Origin of the sequence: Ensifer adhaerens (assembly GCF_001270265.1) — a bacterium.
GTDB classification, from domain to species: Bacteria; Pseudomonadota; Alphaproteobacteria; order Rhizobiales; family Rhizobiaceae; genus Ensifer; species Ensifer adhaerens_B.
Map to the genome: position 1 here is coordinate 780969 of NZ_LGAP01000001.1, position 17996 is coordinate 798964.

At 62.0% G+C, this 17996-nt stretch carries 15 protein-coding genes; 8 read left to right on the forward strand and 7 right to left on the reverse strand.

Annotated elements, in window-relative coordinates:
• Nucleotides 1-120: 120 nt before the first annotated feature.
• Nucleotides 121-1029: a LysR family transcriptional regulator gene (locus tag AC244_RS03810; protein ID WP_053247437.1), complete on the reverse strand. Its 909-nt coding sequence runs from the start codon at nucleotides 1027-1029 to the stop codon at nucleotides 121-123.
• A gap of 117 nt (nucleotides 1030-1146) precedes the next feature.
• Here AC244_RS03810 and AC244_RS03815 point away from each other — a divergent pair, with 117 nt between their 5' ends.
• Nucleotides 1147-2142 carry an aldo/keto reductase gene (locus tag AC244_RS03815; RefSeq protein WP_053247438.1) on the forward strand — a complete coding sequence of 332 codons (996 nt, stop codon included), beginning with the start codon at nucleotides 1147-1149 and terminating at the stop codon, nucleotides 2140-2142.
• Between the two features lie 68 nt (nucleotides 2143-2210).
• Here the strand turns inward: AC244_RS03815 and AC244_RS03820 are convergent, their stop codons facing one another.
• On the reverse strand, nucleotides 2211-3158 hold the full coding sequence (locus AC244_RS03820; protein ID WP_053247439.1) for a neutral zinc metallopeptidase: 948 nt from the start codon (nucleotides 3156-3158) through the stop codon (nucleotides 2211-2213).
• Nucleotides 3159-3261: 103 nt separating this feature from the next.
• Nucleotides 3262-3783 carry a DUF2306 domain-containing protein gene (locus AC244_RS03825; RefSeq protein WP_053247440.1) on the reverse strand — a complete coding sequence of 174 codons (522 nt, stop codon included), beginning with the start codon at nucleotides 3781-3783 and terminating at the stop codon, nucleotides 3262-3264.
• An 89-nt stretch (nucleotides 3784-3872) separates the two neighbouring features.
• Here AC244_RS03825 and AC244_RS03830 point away from each other — a divergent pair, with 89 nt between their 5' ends.
• The 4 genes from AC244_RS03830 (at nucleotide 3873) to AC244_RS03845 (ending at nucleotide 10283) form a co-directional block, all read left to right on the forward strand.
• Nucleotides 3873-4688 (forward strand): LytTR family DNA-binding domain-containing protein, encoded by an 816-nt coding sequence (locus AC244_RS03830; RefSeq protein WP_053247441.1) that lies wholly within the window; start codon nucleotides 3873-3875, stop codon nucleotides 4686-4688.
• A gap of 81 nt (nucleotides 4689-4769) precedes the next feature.
• Nucleotides 4770-5798 carry a zinc-dependent alcohol dehydrogenase family protein gene (locus AC244_RS03835; protein WP_053247672.1) on the forward strand — a complete coding sequence of 343 codons (1029 nt, stop codon included), beginning with the start codon at nucleotides 4770-4772 and terminating at the stop codon, nucleotides 5796-5798.
• Between the two features lie 218 nt (nucleotides 5799-6016).
• Nucleotides 6017-9508 (forward strand): carbamoyl-phosphate synthase large subunit, encoded by a 3492-nt coding sequence (carB, locus tag AC244_RS03840; protein ID WP_053247442.1) that lies wholly within the window; start codon nucleotides 6017-6019, stop codon nucleotides 9506-9508.
• A 472-nt stretch (nucleotides 9509-9980) separates the two neighbouring features.
• Nucleotides 9981-10283, forward strand: coding sequence for a hypothetical protein (locus AC244_RS03845; RefSeq protein ID WP_152975827.1), 303 nt, complete (start codon nucleotides 9981-9983; stop codon nucleotides 10281-10283).
• Here the strand turns inward: AC244_RS03845 and AC244_RS03850 are convergent, their stop codons facing one another.
• Nucleotides 10284-11774 (reverse strand): MFS transporter, encoded by a 1491-nt coding sequence (locus AC244_RS03850; RefSeq protein ID WP_053247444.1) that lies wholly within the window; start codon nucleotides 11772-11774, stop codon nucleotides 10284-10286. It lies immediately after the preceding gene.
• A gap of 294 nt (nucleotides 11775-12068) precedes the next feature.
• Between AC244_RS03850 and greA the strand changes: the two genes are divergently transcribed.
• Together greA and AC244_RS03860 are read left to right on the forward strand one after the other, a co-directional pair.
• Nucleotides 12069-12545 carry a transcription elongation factor GreA gene (gene greA, locus AC244_RS03855; RefSeq protein ID WP_053247673.1) on the forward strand — a complete coding sequence of 159 codons (477 nt, stop codon included), beginning with the start codon at nucleotides 12069-12071 and terminating at the stop codon, nucleotides 12543-12545.
• A gap of 88 nt (nucleotides 12546-12633) precedes the next feature.
• The gene (locus AC244_RS03860) at nucleotides 12634-13689 is read left to right on the forward strand and encodes a glycosyltransferase family 4 protein (RefSeq protein WP_053247445.1); all 1056 of its coding nucleotides are present in this window, start codon (nucleotides 12634-12636) and stop codon (nucleotides 13687-13689) included.
• A gap of 20 nt (nucleotides 13690-13709) precedes the next feature.
• On the opposite strand, the gene AC244_RS03865 is transcribed toward AC244_RS03860, so the two are convergent.
• The 3 genes from AC244_RS03865 to AC244_RS03875 all read right to left on the reverse strand — a co-directional run bounded on the left by AC244_RS03865 (nucleotide 13710) and on the right by AC244_RS03875 (nucleotide 16115).
• Nucleotides 13710-14732 carry a glycosyltransferase gene (locus AC244_RS03865; protein ID WP_053247674.1) on the reverse strand — a complete coding sequence of 341 codons (1023 nt, stop codon included), beginning with the start codon at nucleotides 14730-14732 and terminating at the stop codon, nucleotides 13710-13712.
• Nucleotides 14733-14739: 7 nt separating this feature from the next.
• Nucleotides 14740-15561 (reverse strand): glycosyltransferase family 2 protein, encoded by an 822-nt coding sequence (locus AC244_RS03870; protein ID WP_053247446.1) that lies wholly within the window; start codon nucleotides 15559-15561, stop codon nucleotides 14740-14742.
• Nucleotides 15562-15644: 83 nt separating this feature from the next.
• Nucleotides 15645-16115 (reverse strand): Lrp/AsnC family transcriptional regulator, encoded by a 471-nt coding sequence (locus tag AC244_RS03875; RefSeq protein WP_053247447.1) that lies wholly within the window; start codon nucleotides 16113-16115, stop codon nucleotides 15645-15647.
• 839 nt (nucleotides 16116-16954) lie between these two features.
• On the opposite strand from AC244_RS03875, the gene trxB reads away from it, so the two are divergent.
• Nucleotides 16955-17929, forward strand: a complete 975-nt coding sequence (gene trxB / locus AC244_RS03885) for a thioredoxin-disulfide reductase (RefSeq protein ID WP_053247449.1) — start codon at nucleotides 16955-16957, stop codon at nucleotides 17927-17929.
• The last annotated feature ends 67 nt before the right edge of the window (nucleotides 17930-17996 follow it).

Genomic DNA, 17996 nt, shown 5'->3' on the forward strand with positions numbered 1-17996 from the left:
ACGACGATACCAATTTAGGTGTAACGCATGATTTCAGTCGAAACAATACGTGAACATCTCAAAGTTTTTTATGAGAATGATCGCGTTCGTTGATCCATCGTTCTCTCGCGTGGCGGTCGGTCAGCGGACTCTCGAGCGTTGCTCGGCCTTGAGAAAGTCGACGAAGGCTCTAAGCGGCGCGGGCATGTGACGACGGCTGGCGTAGTAGAGAAACGGCCCCGGAAAGGTCGTCACCCATGGGTCGAGGATCGTCACCAGAGCGCCGGATTTCAGTTGCGGCGCGAGGAGCTCCTCGAACGTCCTGATGACACCGAGGCCGTCGACTGCAGCGGCAATTTCGAGATCAACGGCATTCGCGGTGACGACGGCCGGCGGGGCGATCGAGATTGCCCCTTCGCCGTCGCCGAACTCCCAAAGCAGGCTGACACCGCTCGCGAAGCGATGCCGGATGCAGTCATGCTCCAGAAGATCATGCGGATGGTGCGGCACCCCACGCCGCGCGAGATAGTCCGGCGACGCTGCCGTCACATAGCGTTGCAGCCGCGGTCCGACCGGGATGGCGATCATGTCGCGCTCGACCCGCTCCTCGTAGCGGATACCGGCGTCGAAGCCCGCTGCCAGGACGTCGATGAAGCCATCCTCCGCCGTCACCTCAAGCGAGATGGCCGGGTTCGCCTTCAGGAAGCGCCCGACGATCAAGGGAAGGATCTCGCGTGCGACGATCGAAGGCACGTTCAGCTTCAAGGTCCCTGCCGGGCTGTCGCGCAGTTCGTTCACCTGGTCGAGCGCACCGGCAATTTCCCCGAGCGCTGGCTGAAGACGCTCGAGCAGCCGTATGCCTGCTTCGGTCGGTGTTACACTGCGCGTCGTGCGGTTGAGCAGGCGCACATCGAGTTTGGCTTCGAGGCGCCTCAGCGCTTCGCTGAGCGAGGAGGCGGAAACACCCCTCTTCTTGGCGGCAGCGCGAAAGCTGCGCTCCCGCGCGACGGCGGTGAAGGCATCGAGGTCGGCCAGCGGAAGATCGTTCATTGTGCGAAATCACGTACAGCTTGTTCTGAGTGCGCAGGATTATCGCACGACGGTGACGGGCGTATCAATGGGGCGGACCAAAGGCCGCCGGTGCGCGCCCGTCGAAGGAGAACGAGAATGGATCAGGTTTTACTCGGAAAAACCGGCCCGATGGTTTCGACCATCGGCCTTGGCTGCATGGGCATGTCGGGCATGTATGGCCCGTCGGATCGAACGGAAAGCATCGCCACGATCCATGCGTCGCTTGATGCCGGAATTACGCTTATCGATACCGGCGACTTCTACGGCATGGGCCACAACGAGATGCTGATCGGTGAAGCGCTCAAGGGTCAGGACCGCGATCGGGTCGTTCTCAGCGTGAAGTTTGGTGCCCTGCGAGACGCCGCGGGCAACTGGGCAGGGTATGATTGCCGACCGAAGGCGGTGCGTAACTTCCTCGCCTATACCTTGCAGCGGCTGGGCGTCGACCATATCGACGTCTACCGCCCTGCCCGTCTCGATCCGGATGTGCCTGTTGAAGAGACGGTGGGTGCGATCGCTGACCTGGTAAAGGCCGGTTATGTCAGACATATCGGGCTCTCGGAAGTGGGGTCCGAGACCATCCGGAAGGCCGCGGCCGTCCACCCTATCTCGGATCTGCAGATCGAGTATTCGCTGATATCACGCGGCATTGAGGACGATATCCTGCCGACATGCCGGACGCTCGGTATCGGCATCACCGCCTATGGCGTGCTGTCGCGTGGCCTGATCAGCGGCCATTGGCAGAAGGATGCTGTCAGGAACGGCGACTTCCGCGCGGCCAGCCCACGCTTTCAGGAGGGCAACGTCGACAGAAACCTTGCCCTTGTCGACGCCCTGAAGCGCGTGGCCGATGCCAAAGGCGCGTCTGTCGCGCAGATTGCGATCGCCTGGGTCGCCGCCCAGGGCAAGGACATCGTGCCGCTGGTCGGTGCACGTCGACGCGACCGGCTGGCCGAAGCGCTTGCCTCGCAAGCCGTGCATCTCACGCCGGAAGACCTGGCCGTCATCGAGCGGGCGGTGCCGAGGGACGCGGCCGCGGGAGCGCGCTACCCCGAGGCGCAACTCGCCCATATGGATAGCGAGCGCCATTAGTACCGAATAACGAAAGGGGCCGGCAATCCTTGCCGGCCCCTTGGTTTCTTGCCGCAGCAGTCTGGAGTTCAGACTTGACCGGAGAAGGTGTCGCAGGCCGACATCTTGCCGCTGTCGAAGCCGCGCTTGAACCAGCGCATGCGCTGCTCTGATGTGCCGTGGTTGAAGCTTTCCGGCACGACATAGCCCTGCATGCGCTTCTGCAGAGTATCGTCGCCGATCTGGGTGGCGGCATTCAGCGCCTCTTCCAGATCGCCCTGCTCCAAGATGCCCTTCTGCTGGGTATACTTGCCCCAGACACCGGCGAAGCAATCGGCCTGCAGTTCAACACGAACCGACATCTGGTTGGCTTCGGTCTCGCTCATCGATTGGCGCATCTGGTTGAATTTCGGCAGCACGCCGATCAGGTTCTGGACGTGGTGGCCGACTTCGTGCGCAACGACATAGGCCTGCGCGAAGTCGCCCGAAGCGCCGAACTTCTGTTCAAGCTCGTCGAAGAAGCCCATGTCGAGATAGACCTTGCGGTCGCCAGGGCAGTAGAACGGACCCGATGCCGCCGAGGCAAAGCCGCAGGCGGAGCGCACGGAGCCACTGAACAGCACCATCTTCGGCTCCTGGTATTGCTCGCCGCTCGCCTGGAAGATGCCGTTCCATGTGTCTTCGGTTTCGGCAAGCACCGTCGCCATGAAGGCTTTCATCTCTTCTTCCTGCGCCGATCCACGGGGCGCCGGCGAGCCATCGCTCTGCTCGAAGCCCGGTTGAGCCACCGGGCCACCGCCGCCGTTCAGAACCTGCAGCATGTCGATGCCCATGGCCCTCAGGATGAAATAGAGCACGACGAGGAAGATGATGGTGCCAAAACTCATCCCGCCGCCGGCGCCACGCATCCCTCCTCCGCCACCGGGCATGCGGAAACCGCCGCCACGGCCGAACGGATTGCCACGCATACCGCCACCGGGGCTCGCCCCGCGCTGGTCCTCGACGTTTCCGGATTGGCGGCGGCCTTTCCATTCCATGAATCTGTCCTCCCGGCATGGGGCGATACGCAATATCGGTCAGACCTTTTATATGCCGGGCCGAATGCAGTTGTAAAACGCAATCGGGCCCGCAAGGTTGCGATCATGCCAATCTTTTCGAGGACTTGCCGCGACCGAAGAGACGACCCTGTCGGATCGAGAGGACGGCCGCGGAAATGAGTAGCACCGCCAGCGGAGCCGCCCTCACCGCTGCCTGCCAGATCGAAAGCTCGGAGAACAGGCTGACCTGCATCAGCCTTCCGGGCAGCAGTGTGAAGAGGCCGGCAACGACGATGCCGCCGAGATACATGCCGGCCACATGACCGCGATGCGCGGGGATGTCGTGGCGCCGCGCGGCCGCAATCGCCTGCCAGCTGCCGAACAGCACATAGATCGACAGCAGGTGGATGGGGCTGAAGTCGCCGATCAGTTTGATTTCATGAATGAAGAACGTGGAAGATGCGGTCACCACCATGAGCGCGAGCCAGATTTTGCCGAGCAGTCGATGCGGGCGCGTACCCTTCGGTCGAGCCAGCAGAAAAGCGCCAAGGATTGCTGCCGGAATAACGGTGGCGACATGCAACTGGACTGCGTACGGTGCATGGAGAAGAGGTTCGAGTGTCATGGCCAATATCTATGTTGTTGATTTGCCCGAACTTGCGGCAATCTCTTGGCTGCGCTCAAATGCTTTGACTGGAACAGACGGAAAACTTCGTGAAACGCCCATTTCTACAATCCACGCTTCGTGAACTGCATCTTGTCGTCAATGCGCCGCGCCTCTGGGCAACCTTTGCAGCAGTCGCGTTGATCTTTTGGGTCACGGGGCCTTATGGCACTGCCGAACGCCTGGCTGTCGTGCCCCGGCTCGGGTTCTGGCTCGTGCTGCACGCCGTCACCTGGACGATTGCAATCGTTTCGGCCGTGCTTGCCAATGGCCTGCTGCGCGCGAGGGTTGCCTCCGGTTTCGTTCGCATGATGCTCGGCGCGGCAGTTGCCAGCATACCGATCGGTCTCGTGACCACCGCGATCGGGGCCGCAACCTTTTCTGTAACGCCAACGGTGGCAAGCATCATGACCGACATCGCCACCGGCCTGTTCCTGTCGCTGCTGTTTTGCGCCCTGACCTGGATGACGATGAACACTGAAGCCGCTTTGGAGTTGAGCGACACCGGTACCGCCGCAATGGCGTCCGGCGACCCGGTTCCCCAGACGGATGCGGGCCGGGTACCGCTGCTGCTGCGCCTGAAACCCGCCAATCGCGGCTTGCCGCTGCACCTGACCGTCAGCGATCACTATACGGAAGTCACGACCACCCTCGGGCGCGAGCTTATCCTGTTGCGCTTCGCAGACGCGCTCGGTGAACTTGGCGCGGTGCCGGGCCTGCAAGTGCATCGCTCCCATTGGGTATCGGACGCGCATTTCGAGCGCCTCGTCCGCGACAACGGCCGCATCGCCATCCTGCTCAGGGATGGAACCGAAGTGCCGGTGAGCCGCACCTATGCCGCGGCCGTGCGGCAGCGCTGGGGTTGACCGCATCCTTGATCGCGCAGTTGACGATGTTCCGCTTTGACGATCCTATTCGCCTGGGGAAATACACAGGGAGGCATGGTCATGAAGGCGTTGCGGCTCGAGGCGATTGGCAACCTGTTTGTGCGCGAGGTGGACAAGCCCGCTCCCGGTCCCGGTGATCTGCTGGTTCGGGTCGAGGCCTGCGGCATCTGCGGCACGGACCGGCATCTCCTGCACGGAGATTTTCCGTCGACACCGCCCGTCACGCTCGGCCACGAATTCTGCGGCATCGTGGAAGCCGTCGGCGATGATGTCAGCGATATCGCCATCGGTGCTCGCATCACCGGCGATCCGAACATTTCCTGCGGCCGCTGCCCGCAATGCCGCGCCGGGCGGGTCAACCTTTGCCACGCGTTGCGCGCGATCGGCATCCACCGCGATGGCGGCTTTGCCGATTATGCCATCGTTCCGCGAAAGCAGGCGCATGAAATCCCCCTTAGTCTCGATCCGGTGCATGGCGCCTTCTGCGAACCCCTCGCCTGCTGCCTGCATGGCATCGATCTCTCCGGCATTCGTGCCGGATCGTCCGTCGTCGTTCTCGGCGGTGGAGTGATCGGGCTCTTGACTGTGCAGCTTGCACGGCTGGCGGGGGCGACGACCGTCATTCTTTCGACGCGGCAGGCGGCAAAGCGCAGGCTCGCCGAGGAAATCGGGGCAACGGCAACCGTCGATCCCTCGGCGAGCGATATCATCGAAGCCATTGCTGGTCCTGCAGGGCTCGTTCCGGGCGGCGTCGATGTCGTGATCGAATGTGCGGGTGTCGCCGAGACGGTGCGACAATCGACGCGGCTCGCCAAAGCGGGCGGCACCGTCGTCATTCTCGGCGTGATGCCGCAGGGTGAAAAGGTCGAGATCGAACCGTTCGACATTCTCTTTCGCGAACTGCGCGTGCTTGGATCCTTCATCAATCCGTTCGTTCATCGCCGCGCCGCGGACCTCGTTGCCTCTGGCGCGATCGAGATCGACAAGCTGATCTCACGGCGCGTTTCGCTCGATGAAACGGCCGCCGTCATCGCCCGTCCGCCTGCTGCCGGCGAGGTCAAGGTTCTGGTGGTGCCGAGCCGTGTTTGACGCCCTGCGTGCGGCTTTCGTTCGGCGGGCTGAACCCGTGGCAAAGCGGATGCCGAAATATGTCGGCTTTCCTGTCGATTCCGGAATTTTCGGGGTTTCGCTTGCAGATACATTTGCCTATAAGCCGCTTCTAGCCTGAAAAGACCATCAATGCGTGCCCGGCCGGTGACCTCCCACTTTGGCCGGTTTTTCGCGCAGCTAGAAACGGATGACCGACCATGCCGAAACGCCAAGATATCAAATCGATCCTCATCATCGGCGCGGGGCCGATCGTCATCGGTCAGGCATGCGAATTCGACTATTCCGGCACCCAGGCCTGTAAGGCGCTGAAGGAGGAAGGCTACCGCGTCATCCTCGTCAACTCCAACCCGGCAACGATCATGACCGACCCGGGCCTGGCGGACGCGACCTACGTCGAGCCGATCACACCGGAAGTCGTCGCCAAGATTATTGCCAAGGAGCGCCCCGACGCGCTGCTGCCGACCATGGGCGGCCAGACCGCGCTCAACACCGCGCTGTCGCTGCGCCGCATGGGCGTTCTCGACCGCTACAATGTCGAGATGATCGGCGCCAAGCCGGAAGCGATCGACAAGGCCGAAGACCGCGCGCTCTTCCGCGAGGCGATGGCGAAGATCGGTCTCGAGACGCCGAAGTCGCGCCTGGCGAACGCCACGGATATCAAGGACCACGACCGCAAGGTTCATGAAGCCGAGCGCGCCGAACTGAAGGGCCGCCTTTCCGGGCCGGAACTCGACAAGGCGCTCGACGAACTGGAAAACCAGTGGAATCTCGGTGAAGGCGATCGCAAGCAGCGCTACATGAACCATGCGATGGCAATTGCCGCGCAGGCGCTCGATGATGTCGGCCTGCCGGCGATTATCCGCCCGTCGTTTACGCTCGGTGGGACCGGCGGTGGCATTGCCTACAACCGCACCGAATTCTTCGACATCGTCGGCAGCGGCCTCGACGCCTCTCCCACTACCGAAGTGCTGATCGAAGAATCGGTTCTCGGCTGGAAGGAGTACGAGATGGAGGTCGTCCGCGACACAGCGGACAACTGCATCATCATCTGCTCGATTGAAAACATCGACCCGATGGGTGTGCACACCGGCGATTCGATCACCGTTGCTCCGGCGCTGACGCTGACGGACAAGGAATACCAGATCATGCGCAACGCCTCGATCGCGGTGCTGCGCGAGATCGGCGTTGAGACCGGCGGCTCGAACGTGCAGTTCGCCGTCAACCCGAAGGACGGTCGTCTCGTCGTCATCGAGATGAACCCGCGCGTTTCGCGTTCTTCGGCTCTCGCTTCCAAAGCAACCGGCTTCCCGATCGCCAAGATCGCGGCGAAGCTTGCGATCGGCTACACGCTCGACGAACTTGAAAACGACATCACTGGCGGCGCGACGCCGGCGTCGTTCGAACCGTCGATCGACTATGTCGTCACCAAGATCCCGCGCTTCGCCTTCGAGAAATTCCCGGGCGCCTCGCCGGTCCTGACTACCGCGATGAAGTCGGTCGGCGAAGTCATGGCGATCGGCCGCACCTTTGCCGAATCGCTGCAGAAGGCCCTGCGTGGCCTTGAGACCGGCCTCACCGGTCTCGATGAGATCGAAATCCCGGACATGGACGAGAACGGCGATGGCCGCAACGCCATCCGGGCCGCGATCGGCACACCGACGCCGGACCGTTTGCGCATGGTTGCCCAGGCCCTGCGTCTCGGCATGAGCGAGGCCGAGGTTCACGAGGCGAGCAAGATCGACCCGTGGTTCATCGCCCAGTTCAAGGCGATCGTCGACATGGAAGCGCGCATCCGCGAGCACGGCCTGCCTCAGGACGCCGAGAACCTGCGCATGCTGAAGGCCATGGGCTTCTCCGATGCCCGGCTGGCAACGCTCGGCGGCAAGCGCCCGAAGGAAGTAGCGGAGCTGCGCAACGCGCTCAATGTCCGCCCGGTCTACAAGCGCATCGACACCTGCGCGGCCGAATTCGCCTCGCCGACCGCCTACATGTATTCGACCTACGAGACGCCCTTCGTCGGTGCCGCTCGTTCTGAAGCCGAGGTCTCCGACCGCAAGAAGGTCGTCATCCTCGGCGGCGGTCCGAACCGTATCGGACAGGGCATCGAGTTCGACTATTGCTGCTGCCATGCGGCCTTCGCTCTGAAGGATGCCGGGTATGAAGCGATCATGATCAACTGCAACCCCGAGACCGTTTCGACCGACTACGACACGTCGGACCGTCTCTACTTCGAACCGCTGACGGCCGAAGACGTGATCGAGATCATGCGCGCCGAACAGGAAAAGGGCGAGCTGGTCGGCGTCATCGTGCAGTTCGGTGGCCAGACGCCGCTGAAGCTGGCCGAAGCGCTGGAAAAGAACGGCATCCCGATCCTCGGCACCGCGCCCGACATGATCGACCTTGCCGAGGATCGCGACCGCTTCCAGAAACTGCTGATAAAGCTCGACCTCAACCAGCCGAACAACGGCATTGCCTACTCGGTCGAGCAGGCGCGCCTCGTTGCCGCCGAAATCGGCTTCCCGCTGGTCGTGCGTCCGTCCTACGTTCTCGGCGGCCGGGCGATGCAGATCATCCATTCGGAAAGCATGCTGCAGACCTATCTGCTCGATACGGTTCCGGGCCTCGTTCCGGAAGATATCAAGCAACGTTACCCGAACGACAAGACCGGCCAGATCAACACGCTGCTCGGCAAGAACCCGCTGCTGTTCGACAGCTACCTGACCAATGCCACGGAAGTGGACGTCGACTGCCTCTGCGACGGCAAGGACGTGTTCGTCTCGGGCATCATGGAGCACATCGAGGAAGCCGGCATTCACTCCGGCGACAGCGCCTGCTCGCTGCCGGTTCACACGCTCGACACCGCAGTGGTCGACGAACTGGAGCGCCAGACGACGGCACTTGCCAAGGCGCTCAATGTCGGCGGCCTGATGAACGTCCAGTTCGCGATCAAGGACGGCACCATCTACGTGCTTGAAGTCAATCCGCGCGCCTCGCGCACCGTGCCCTTCGTCGCCAAGACCATCGGCGCGCCGATCGCCAAGATCGCTGCCCGCGTCATGGCCGGTGAAGCGCTCGACGTGGCGATTGCCGCTTACGGCGAGAAGCCCGACCCGCGCAACCTGAAGCACATCGCCGTCAAGGAAGCTGTGTTCCCGTTCGCCCGCTTCCCCGGTGTCGATACGCTGCTCGGTCCGGAAATGCGCTCGACCGGCGAAGTCATCGGCCTCGACACCGACTATGCGCTTGCCTTCGCCAAGTCGCAGCTCGGCGCTGGCGTCGACCTGCCGCGCGACGGAACGGTGTTCGTATCGGTCCGCGACGAGGACAAGACCCGCGTCCTGCCGGCCATCCGCATTCTCGTCGACATCGGCTTCAAGGTGATGGCCACCGGCGGTACCGCCCGCTTCCTCGGCGAAAACGGCATTGCCGCGATCAAGGTCAACAAGGTCCAGGAAGGCCGTCCGCACGTCGAGGACGCGATCCGCAACCGCCAGGTCCAGCTTGTCATCAACACGACCGACGGCAACAAGGCGATCTCCGACTCCAAATCCCTTCGCCGTGCAACGCTGATGCAGAAGGTGCCCTACTACACCACGATGGCCGGTGCAGAGGCGGCGGCGCGCGCGATCAAGGCGCTCAAGGCCGGTAACCTCGAAGTCCGCCCGCTTCAGAGCTACTTCAAGGCCTGATTCAAAAAAAGGTGCGCGTATCCCCGGATGCGCGCAGCCGTCTGCTGACGAACGCTGCTTCGACGCAATGGATCGCCAACGGTTCCACTCTCTCCGTCATGCTCGGGCTTGACCCGAGCATCCAGTGCCTTGAGCCGCGGAAGCAGGACTAGATCCTCGGGTCAAGCCCGAGGATGACGGCGAGCGGGGCGGCCGCGAAATCAGCTTTGTCAGCATCCCCGGGTGCCCGCAGTCTCAGGCTTTTGCCCGGGAACGACTAACGCTGGCATCGACCTGCATATGCACAAACACCGCATTCAGGCAGGCGCCCCCAGCTGACGCGGTGCGTCGAGCGCGCGCAATCTCCCTTCATGGTTGTGAACGCCACCTGAACGCCGGGTTCAGCCTGCGTTCGGCAGCCGGATGCTTATATGTCCGCATGCGCTCCCAAGACCGGAAAGACCCGGCCATGCGCATGGGATGGGGCAACATCGTGCAGGTCTATTTCTTCGATTTGTATTGGGGCGACGAGCGTTTTGTCGACGAGGATGGCATCAGCCACTTCGACGAAGGTTCCGCCTTGTATTACGGCCAGCGAATTGCTGACAGGATCGGCCGCGATGCCGACTACGGATCTCTGAAGGTCCATATCCGGTCCGGCAACGGCGAGCTTCTGGCGATGATCGCACCATCCAATGGCCGTGGTCGCGAACAGGACGCTTTGATCGGTCGTCGCAGCCTGGGTGTTTTCCACCGGCCCGTCGACGTCCACCCCGCCCTATCCGCGCTCATCTGATCAATCGATCGGCACGGGGTACCGCGATCTGATTCGGGCCTCGGTCGATCGCTTTCCGTGCGCAAGCCGGACGGTTCTGATGCCGAAGACCAACGACGCGATCGAGATCACGCAAGCGATGGCGAAGACTGCCAGCAGAGCGTCGCGAATGACCACCACGCGCGCACCTTCATCGAAGCCGCGCATGTTGGCCGTCAGTCCGAAGGCAGCGGCGCCGATCGCATAGCCTGCCGATTGCAGCGTCGGCAGTAGCGCAGATGTCTTGTCCCGCTCGGCGGTTGGCGACACGTCCATCAGCAATTGGCTGAGCGTGCCCCAGCAGACGCCGAATCCGGCCCCGATGGCAACCTGGCCCGCAAAAACCAGCCGAAACTCCCCTGTTGCGATCGCCAGTGTCAAGCCGACGAGACCGAGGCATAGAAGCAGTGGCCCCACCCAAATCAACCGCACACGCAGATCGTGCGAGCGAAGGCTTGCAACCAGGATGGCCGTCAGGCTCCACGACATCGCCATCAAGGCGCTGGAGAAGCCAGCGGCCGTCGGACCGAAATTCCACAGATGCTGCAGGCCATAGACCAGGTAGACGGAGCCGGAGGCCTGAGCCAGTGGCATCAATAGAATGATCCAGAGGCCAGTGCCGAGCGGCCGCCGGACTGCGAACGCGCCGAGTGGCAGGATCGAATGTCTGGATCGGCGGTCGATGTGGATGGTGTTGACGAGAATGGCGATCGCCGTCACCAGCAAGGCTGCCATGGCAAAGCCGTTCTGCACCATGTTCGAAACCGAGATCAGCAATATGCCGAGGCCGAATGCGGACAGGCGAAGGAGCGGAATGGGTTGCACGACTTGAGACGACCTCGTCTGTCGGGGAACGATGGCGACAACAAGCGCGATGAAGATCGCGGCAGCGGGAATATTGACGAAGAATGCCGCACGCCATGACCAGTATTCGGTCAGAAATCCTGATATGAGTGGGCCAGCAAAGGCCGCGGTCGCCCAGACGATGGCCTCGGCGCCGAAAACTTTCGGCACGAGCCGTGGCGGGAAAAGTTCGGGGATCAGCGCGTAGCAGACGGCGGCAATGACGCCCTCGCCCAAACCTTGAAACAGTCTTCCGACCAGGACCTGCGGCATGCTCGTCGCCAGCGTTGCGATCGCGGTACCGGCAACGAAAACAAGTGCCGCTGCAATCAACGTGTTGCGGGCGCCGAAGCGAGCCTTCACGTTCGCCGCGAGCGCCCCGCCGACGATGGCAAAGACGAGATAGAGCGTGAAAGCCCAGGAGAGCAGTGCCGCGCCGCCAAAGTCCTCGACAGCCGTCGGCAGTGCCGTCGAGATGAAGAACTCGTTGAAGGCGAAGAGCGCGACACCGAGGCAAAGCGTCACGGTGGCCGCTAGGTGGTTGGGCTGCAGCAACTCGCTCCAACGCCCCTCCGCTTCTGAATGCGGGCCGGATTTTCCAGCGTCGCGGCCGTCTTTTGTCATGCTCATCCTGTCATTTCCGCCTGTTGGTCATTTCGGAAACAGAACTGTTACGACCTCAACCGCGGTTGAGGTAAAGCCCATTTCGTGAGGATGTCGATTTTCGAAGAGCGCCTACAGGTTGCGTCCTGCGTGAAGGGTGCCGTGGATCGTGGCGAAAAATCTGGCATTGGCGCTTTCCTTTCTGCTATAAGAACGGTTCGGATATTTCGGACGGTTCCGGTGTTTACGCGCCGGAGACCGTTTTCTTTTGCGTTGGCGCCGCCCCCAAGCGGCGCCTCGTTCTTGATGAAGGACATTGAAATGGTCGACAAAGTGCCGATGACACAGGGTGGATTCGTCAACCTGCAGGAGGAGCTGCGCTGGCGCCAGCAGGAAGAGCGACCACGAATCATCGAGGCCATCGCTGAGGCACGCGCGCATGGCGACTTGTCGGAAAATGCCGAGTATCATGCGGCCAAGGAAGCCCAGAGCCACAACGAGGGCCGCGTCGGCGAACTCGAAGATCTGATCGCACGCGCTGAAGTCATCGATCTGTCGAAGATGTCCGGTTCAAAGATCAAGTTCGGCGCCAAGGTGAAGCTCGTCGACGAGGACACTGACGAAGAAAAGACCTATCAGATCGTCGGCGACCAGGAAGCCGACGTGAAGGCTGGCCGCATCTCGATCTCGTCGCCGATCGCCCGCGCGCTGATCGGCAAGGAAGTCGGTGATTCCATCGAAGTGAACGCTCCCGGCGGTTCCAAGGCTTACGAAATCCTCGCGGTAAACTGGGGCTGATAGCCCCTTTGGGGCGGCGGTTCCGCTTCGCCCCGATCCCCCTGCCTTCCAAGACATTGATTGTCGCATGCCCAAGGAGAGCGCTTCCGTGGCTGATATCCGGGACGTCGAGGTCATCGCTCCCAATTTCAAGCGACGCCTCTCGGGCGTTACCTCGACGATCATCCAACTGATCCCGATCCAGCGCGCGCTGGGTCAGAAGATCGCGGTGCTTGGCCCCGGCCTTCCCGACAGCCTGCCTTCGATCCGGTTTCTCGATCTCTTGCATCTCTGGAAAGCACCGGCGGGCCGGCGCTGCCGCGTCTGGCACGCACGCCGCAATGTCGAGATGTTGCCGGCGATAATCCTGCGCGATCTCTTGCGCATGAAGTTGAAGATCGCCTTCACCTCGGCATCGCAGCGCCGCCATACGGGTTGGAGCAAATTTCTGATCGGGCGGATGGACGCGGTGATCGCGACAAGCGGCAAAACCGCCGCCTATCTCGAAGTGCCGAACGACGTCATCCTGCACGGTATCGACACCAGACGATTCGAGCCTCCGGCCGATCGGCACCAGGCGAAAGCCGCGCTCGACGTCGACCCGGCCCAGAAGTTCGTCGGCTGCTTCGGACGGGTCCGCCGTCAGAAGGGCACCGATCTTTTCGTCGACAGCATGATCGCCCTCCTGCCCTGCCGTCCGGGCTGGAGCGCGATCGTCGCTGGCCGGGCCACGGGGCCGCATGTGGCGTTTGAAAACGAGCTCAAGGAGCGCGTCGCGAAAGCCGGACTTGCCGAGCGCATTCTATTTGTCGGCGAACACACCAACATCCCCGACTGGTACCGGGCACTCGATCTTTTCGTCGCGCCGCAGCGCTGGGAAGGGTTCGGCCTGACGCCGCTCGAAGCCATGGCATCGGGTATTCCGGTCGTGGCGACGGATGTCGGTGCATTTTCAGAGCTCGTTGTGAGCGGAACCGACGAAACCGGCACGGTCGTTCCGGCCGACAATCTTCAAGCCATGGTGGAGGCGACGGCCGCCTTCATGGATGATGACCGGCGGCGCACGGCGGCCGGCGCGAGCGGCCTGGCGCGGACCGCCACCTCGTTTGCGATCGAAGGTGAAGCGGCCGCCATCAATGCGGTGTACGAGCGGCTGATGCGCTGACTGGCCGAATGGCCAGTTGCCTATTTCTTCGAGGTGAAGAGTTTCAGATAGGCATCGGTGATGGCCTGCTTGGAAAACTGGTTCATCAGCGTCTCGTGTCCGCGTTCCGCCAAGCGCAAGCCAAGTTGCTGGTCGTTGGCGATGCGCTCTATGGCACGGCCGAAACCGTCGGCATCGCCGATATCGACCATCAGGCCGTTTTCGCCGTCACGCATGAACCATTGCGGACCTTCAGAGCGGCTGGAAACGACCGGTGTCCCTTGCGCCCAGGATTCGAGAACGACGTTGCCAAGCGGCTCGTGGCTTGACGCCATCACGAAGATGTCGGCGGCGGCGAGGAACGGGCGGACGTCCTTCTGCCATCCGGCGAAGCGAACGCGGTTTGCAACACCCAGGTCGGCGGCGAGCTTTTCCAGGTTTTCGCGCTGTTCGCCGTCGCCGATCAGCCAGAGGTGTACGTCCGGCACCTTGGCGATCGCTTCGATCAGCGTATGGAAACCCTTGCGCGGAACGAAGCGGCCCATCGACATCACCACCGGCGCGTTGTCTGGCGTATCGAGCGTCGCGCGGCTGACGGGCGGGACCCGTTCGGTACCGGTGAAATTGGAGATGACCTCGACATCGCGCTTCCAACCGATGTTGCGCACATGTTCGGCGATACCAGGTGTGTTGCAGACGAGGCAGTCGGTGTTGCGGAAATAGTCGAGACGCAGCGGATAGTCGCCGAGCCGCGAGATCTTGATGCAACCCTTGTAGTTCGGCATCAGCCGGCTGGCGCGCGGCATCCAGGCAAACAGTGCGTCCGGCTTTTCCCGCCGCGCCATGCTGCTGACCTTCATTGGCAGCAGGATGCGGTCGAGCGAGAGATTGCGGAAATTGCTCTCGACGATCCGCGTCGCGCCTTCGATGTCCTTGCGCCAGATGCGCCCGGGACGAATGACCGCCGTCTGGTCGACGCCGCGCTCGGCCAAGGAGTTGACGAGATGGACGAAGAAGCGCTCCGCGCCGCCGTCCTTGCCGAAGTGGTAGTGCATGACTTTCATGGGAACCTCACGGCTGCCGGCGCGGCCGATCCATGTCGTCATGGTTCGGATGGCGCTTCAGCGCGTGCCTCTGATAGATCTTGGCGGCAGTCAAAAATGCGTAGACGGCCCCGGTCATGGCTTCGATGAACCCGGGGAAGCCGCAGCGCCAAAGCCCGTTGCGGAAATAGAGACGATAGAAATAGAGCGGTGGGCTAACGAGCATCTTGTAGGGGCGCGGCGGTTTACCCGCAGCAAACTGCTGGTCTGCCTTCAGCGTCGAATACTTGTTTTCCTTCAGGATCTGCTCGTCGATAACAAGTGGACGATAGTGAAGCAGGCTGCCCTTGCGGGCCACGCCGACCTGACCGTCCGGGACGATCCCTTCGTGTACCTTCTGATTGAGGTCGTAGCGTCCCCTGCCCTTGCGGATCAGGCGCAGGTTGCGGCGCTCGTGCACGCGCTCCGGCGTGTAGCCGTAACCGATCAGATAGGGGCGGCGCGCCACGCGCCAACCAACGGTCTCGGCCGGTCCGTCGAGGAGCGATGGTAAAAGCGCCTTGAGCGGTTCATCGAGACGCTCATCGGAGTCGATGTTGAAGCACCAGGGCTGTGTGCACTGATCGAGTGCGAACTGCTTCTGGCCCGCATAGCCCCGCCACGGCTCGTGCATGAAGCGGATCGGCCACCCCTTGTCGACGAAGGATTGCACAAGTGCGGCGGTTCCATCCGTCGATCCTGAATCGACGATGACGATTTCGGCGCATTGCGTTAGGCTCTCGATGCAGTTGCCGAGATAGGCCTCTTCGTTCTGGCAGATGATGAAGGCGGAAAGCGGAAGTTTGCTCATGGATGACGCCACTCAACTCCGGTCGTGTCTGCGTTCTCCAAGGGAGCCTCGCTGCCGTTGCGGATCCTCAAGTCTTCGGGATCCTAGATCTGGACCAGCCCGATATCCTTGACCTGGCGAATGGTCAACATCGTGCGCACCGTATCGACCCGCTCGTTGGCCGTCAAAACTTCGATGACGAAATCCTGAAACGCGGTCAGGTTTTCGGCAACGCAGTGAAGCAGGAAGTCGCTTTCGCCCGAGACCGTCCACGCCTGGCGCACGATCTGCCATTCGGCCGTTGCCGCTGCGAACGCCTTGAGATCCGCCTCCGACTGCCGCTTGAGGCCCACCATGCAGAACGCAACCAGGTCGAAGCCGAGCGCCGGCGCGTTCAGCAGCGCGTGGTAGCCCTTGATGACGCCGGTTTCCTCGAGTTTGCGAACGCGTCGCAGACACGGTGGCGCCGAGATGCCGACACGCTGGGCGAGGTCCACATTGGTCATCCTGCCGTCACGCTGGAGCTCGCGAAGGATCTTGAGATCGATTGCGTCGAGCTCGACTTGTTTCGTCATGAAGGTTCGTCCTTTTCACACGGCGACTTTGGCGCACAAGGCTAAGTCGAAACAGGAGTATTCTTGTTGGTTGCCCGGCGTGTTGTCGTCGCCGAGCCGATTATATCAGGATGGCCATAAGGTCGGCCGACTGCGGCCCGTCCGTTCGACCTGCATGTGGCGATAGATGCTGCGCCTGCATTCCTGTTCGGCAAGCGCGAGCTTTGCGCGTTCGCCGTGCGATCGTGTAGACGTGACGGCGTATGTTTGCGATCCGGGGGCCATATCGAGGGCGAGACAATTCTCCGGTGGTGAATTGCCAAACGCGATGAGTTCGCGGTCGAGCCAAACGCGGCTTGCATTCAACCCCATATGCCTCTCCAGCAAAGTGAATCCGCGTGAAATATCGCCAAACTGATCCGACAACAAGCATCTGCGCCCACTATTCGCGGGAAAACCGGCGCTACGGTGCGGCCGGGGCGGCTAAAGTCGATTCATTCGGGGCGATACATCGAAAAATCTGTGGCAACCCGGACTTTACCCTCCGCCCTGGTCCGTCCGTACGGCACGCAGGGGGCTAATGTCATGCCGCTGGCGATGCTATATCTCATGCCTCTGTTGCTGCCCCGCTTCCCATGCCGTGTGATCACGGGCTTGTGACGTGAATGCGCGCGACGCAAGCGGTGCAAAAATGCCTGATCTGGTGTCAAATCGGCGCCTTGGGCTCAAGCACTTGTGTGTATCACCGCTGCCGCCCTTGAAAGTCCCCTGGGGGAATACCTAAAGTATGGCACTATTTGCCTGTGATGTAACGGAAGCGGACATGCCCTTCGGCTGTTCGGTGAGCGAAGGACAAGACCATGACTGCCCGCCATGTAAAAGTGCTGATCATCGGCTCCGGCCCGGCCGGCTACACTGCCGCCATCTACACGGCGCGCGCAATGCTGGAACCCGTTCTGATCGCCGGTATGGAACAGGGCGGCCAGTTGATGATCACCACCGATGTGGAGAACTATCCGGGCTATGCCGACCCGGTCCAGGGGCCCTGGATGATGGAACAGATGCTGAAGCAGGCGACGCATGTCGGTGCTGAGATCGTTAACGATCTGGTGACGGATGTCGACCTTTCCGTTCGTCCCTTCCGGGTCAAGACCGATAGTGGCAATGACTGGACGGCCGACGCCTTGATCATCGCCACCGGCGCCAAGGCCAAGTGGCTCGGCATCGAAACCGAGCCGACCTTCATGGGCTTCGGCGTATCGGCCTGCGCCACTTGCGACGGGTTCTTCTATCGCAACAAGGACGTGATCGTCGTCGGCGGCGGCAACTCGGCCGTTGAAGAGGCTCTTTATCTCTCCAATCTGGCAAAGACGGTCACTGTCGTTCACCGGCGCGATTCGTTCCGCGCGGAAAAGATCCTGCAGGAGCGGCTGTTCGCCAAGTCCAACATCAAGATCATCTGGGACCACGAGGTCGTCGAATACCTCGGCGCTGCCCCCAAGCCGCCGATGCCGGCGTCGGTCAATGGCGTCAAGCTGCGCAACACCAGGACCGGCGAAACCAGCGACATGGTCACGGATGGCGTCTTCGTCGCAATCGGCCATGCGCCCGCCGTCGAACTGTTCAAGGGCAAGCTTCGGCAGAAATCGAACGGCTATCTCTGGACAGCCGCTGATTCGACGGCGACGGATGTATCAGGCGTTTTTGCCGCAGGTGACGTCACCGACGACATCTACCGCCAGGCCGTGACCGCTGCAGGCATGGGGTGCATGGCGGCGCTTGAGGCCGAGAAATACCTGGCGGGTCATATGCCCGTCGCAATTGCAGCCGAATAGAAGCTGCGAATCGGGAGGCTCCCCGCAAGGAGCCTTTCCGTTGGGAACAGATGCATCAGCCGCACCC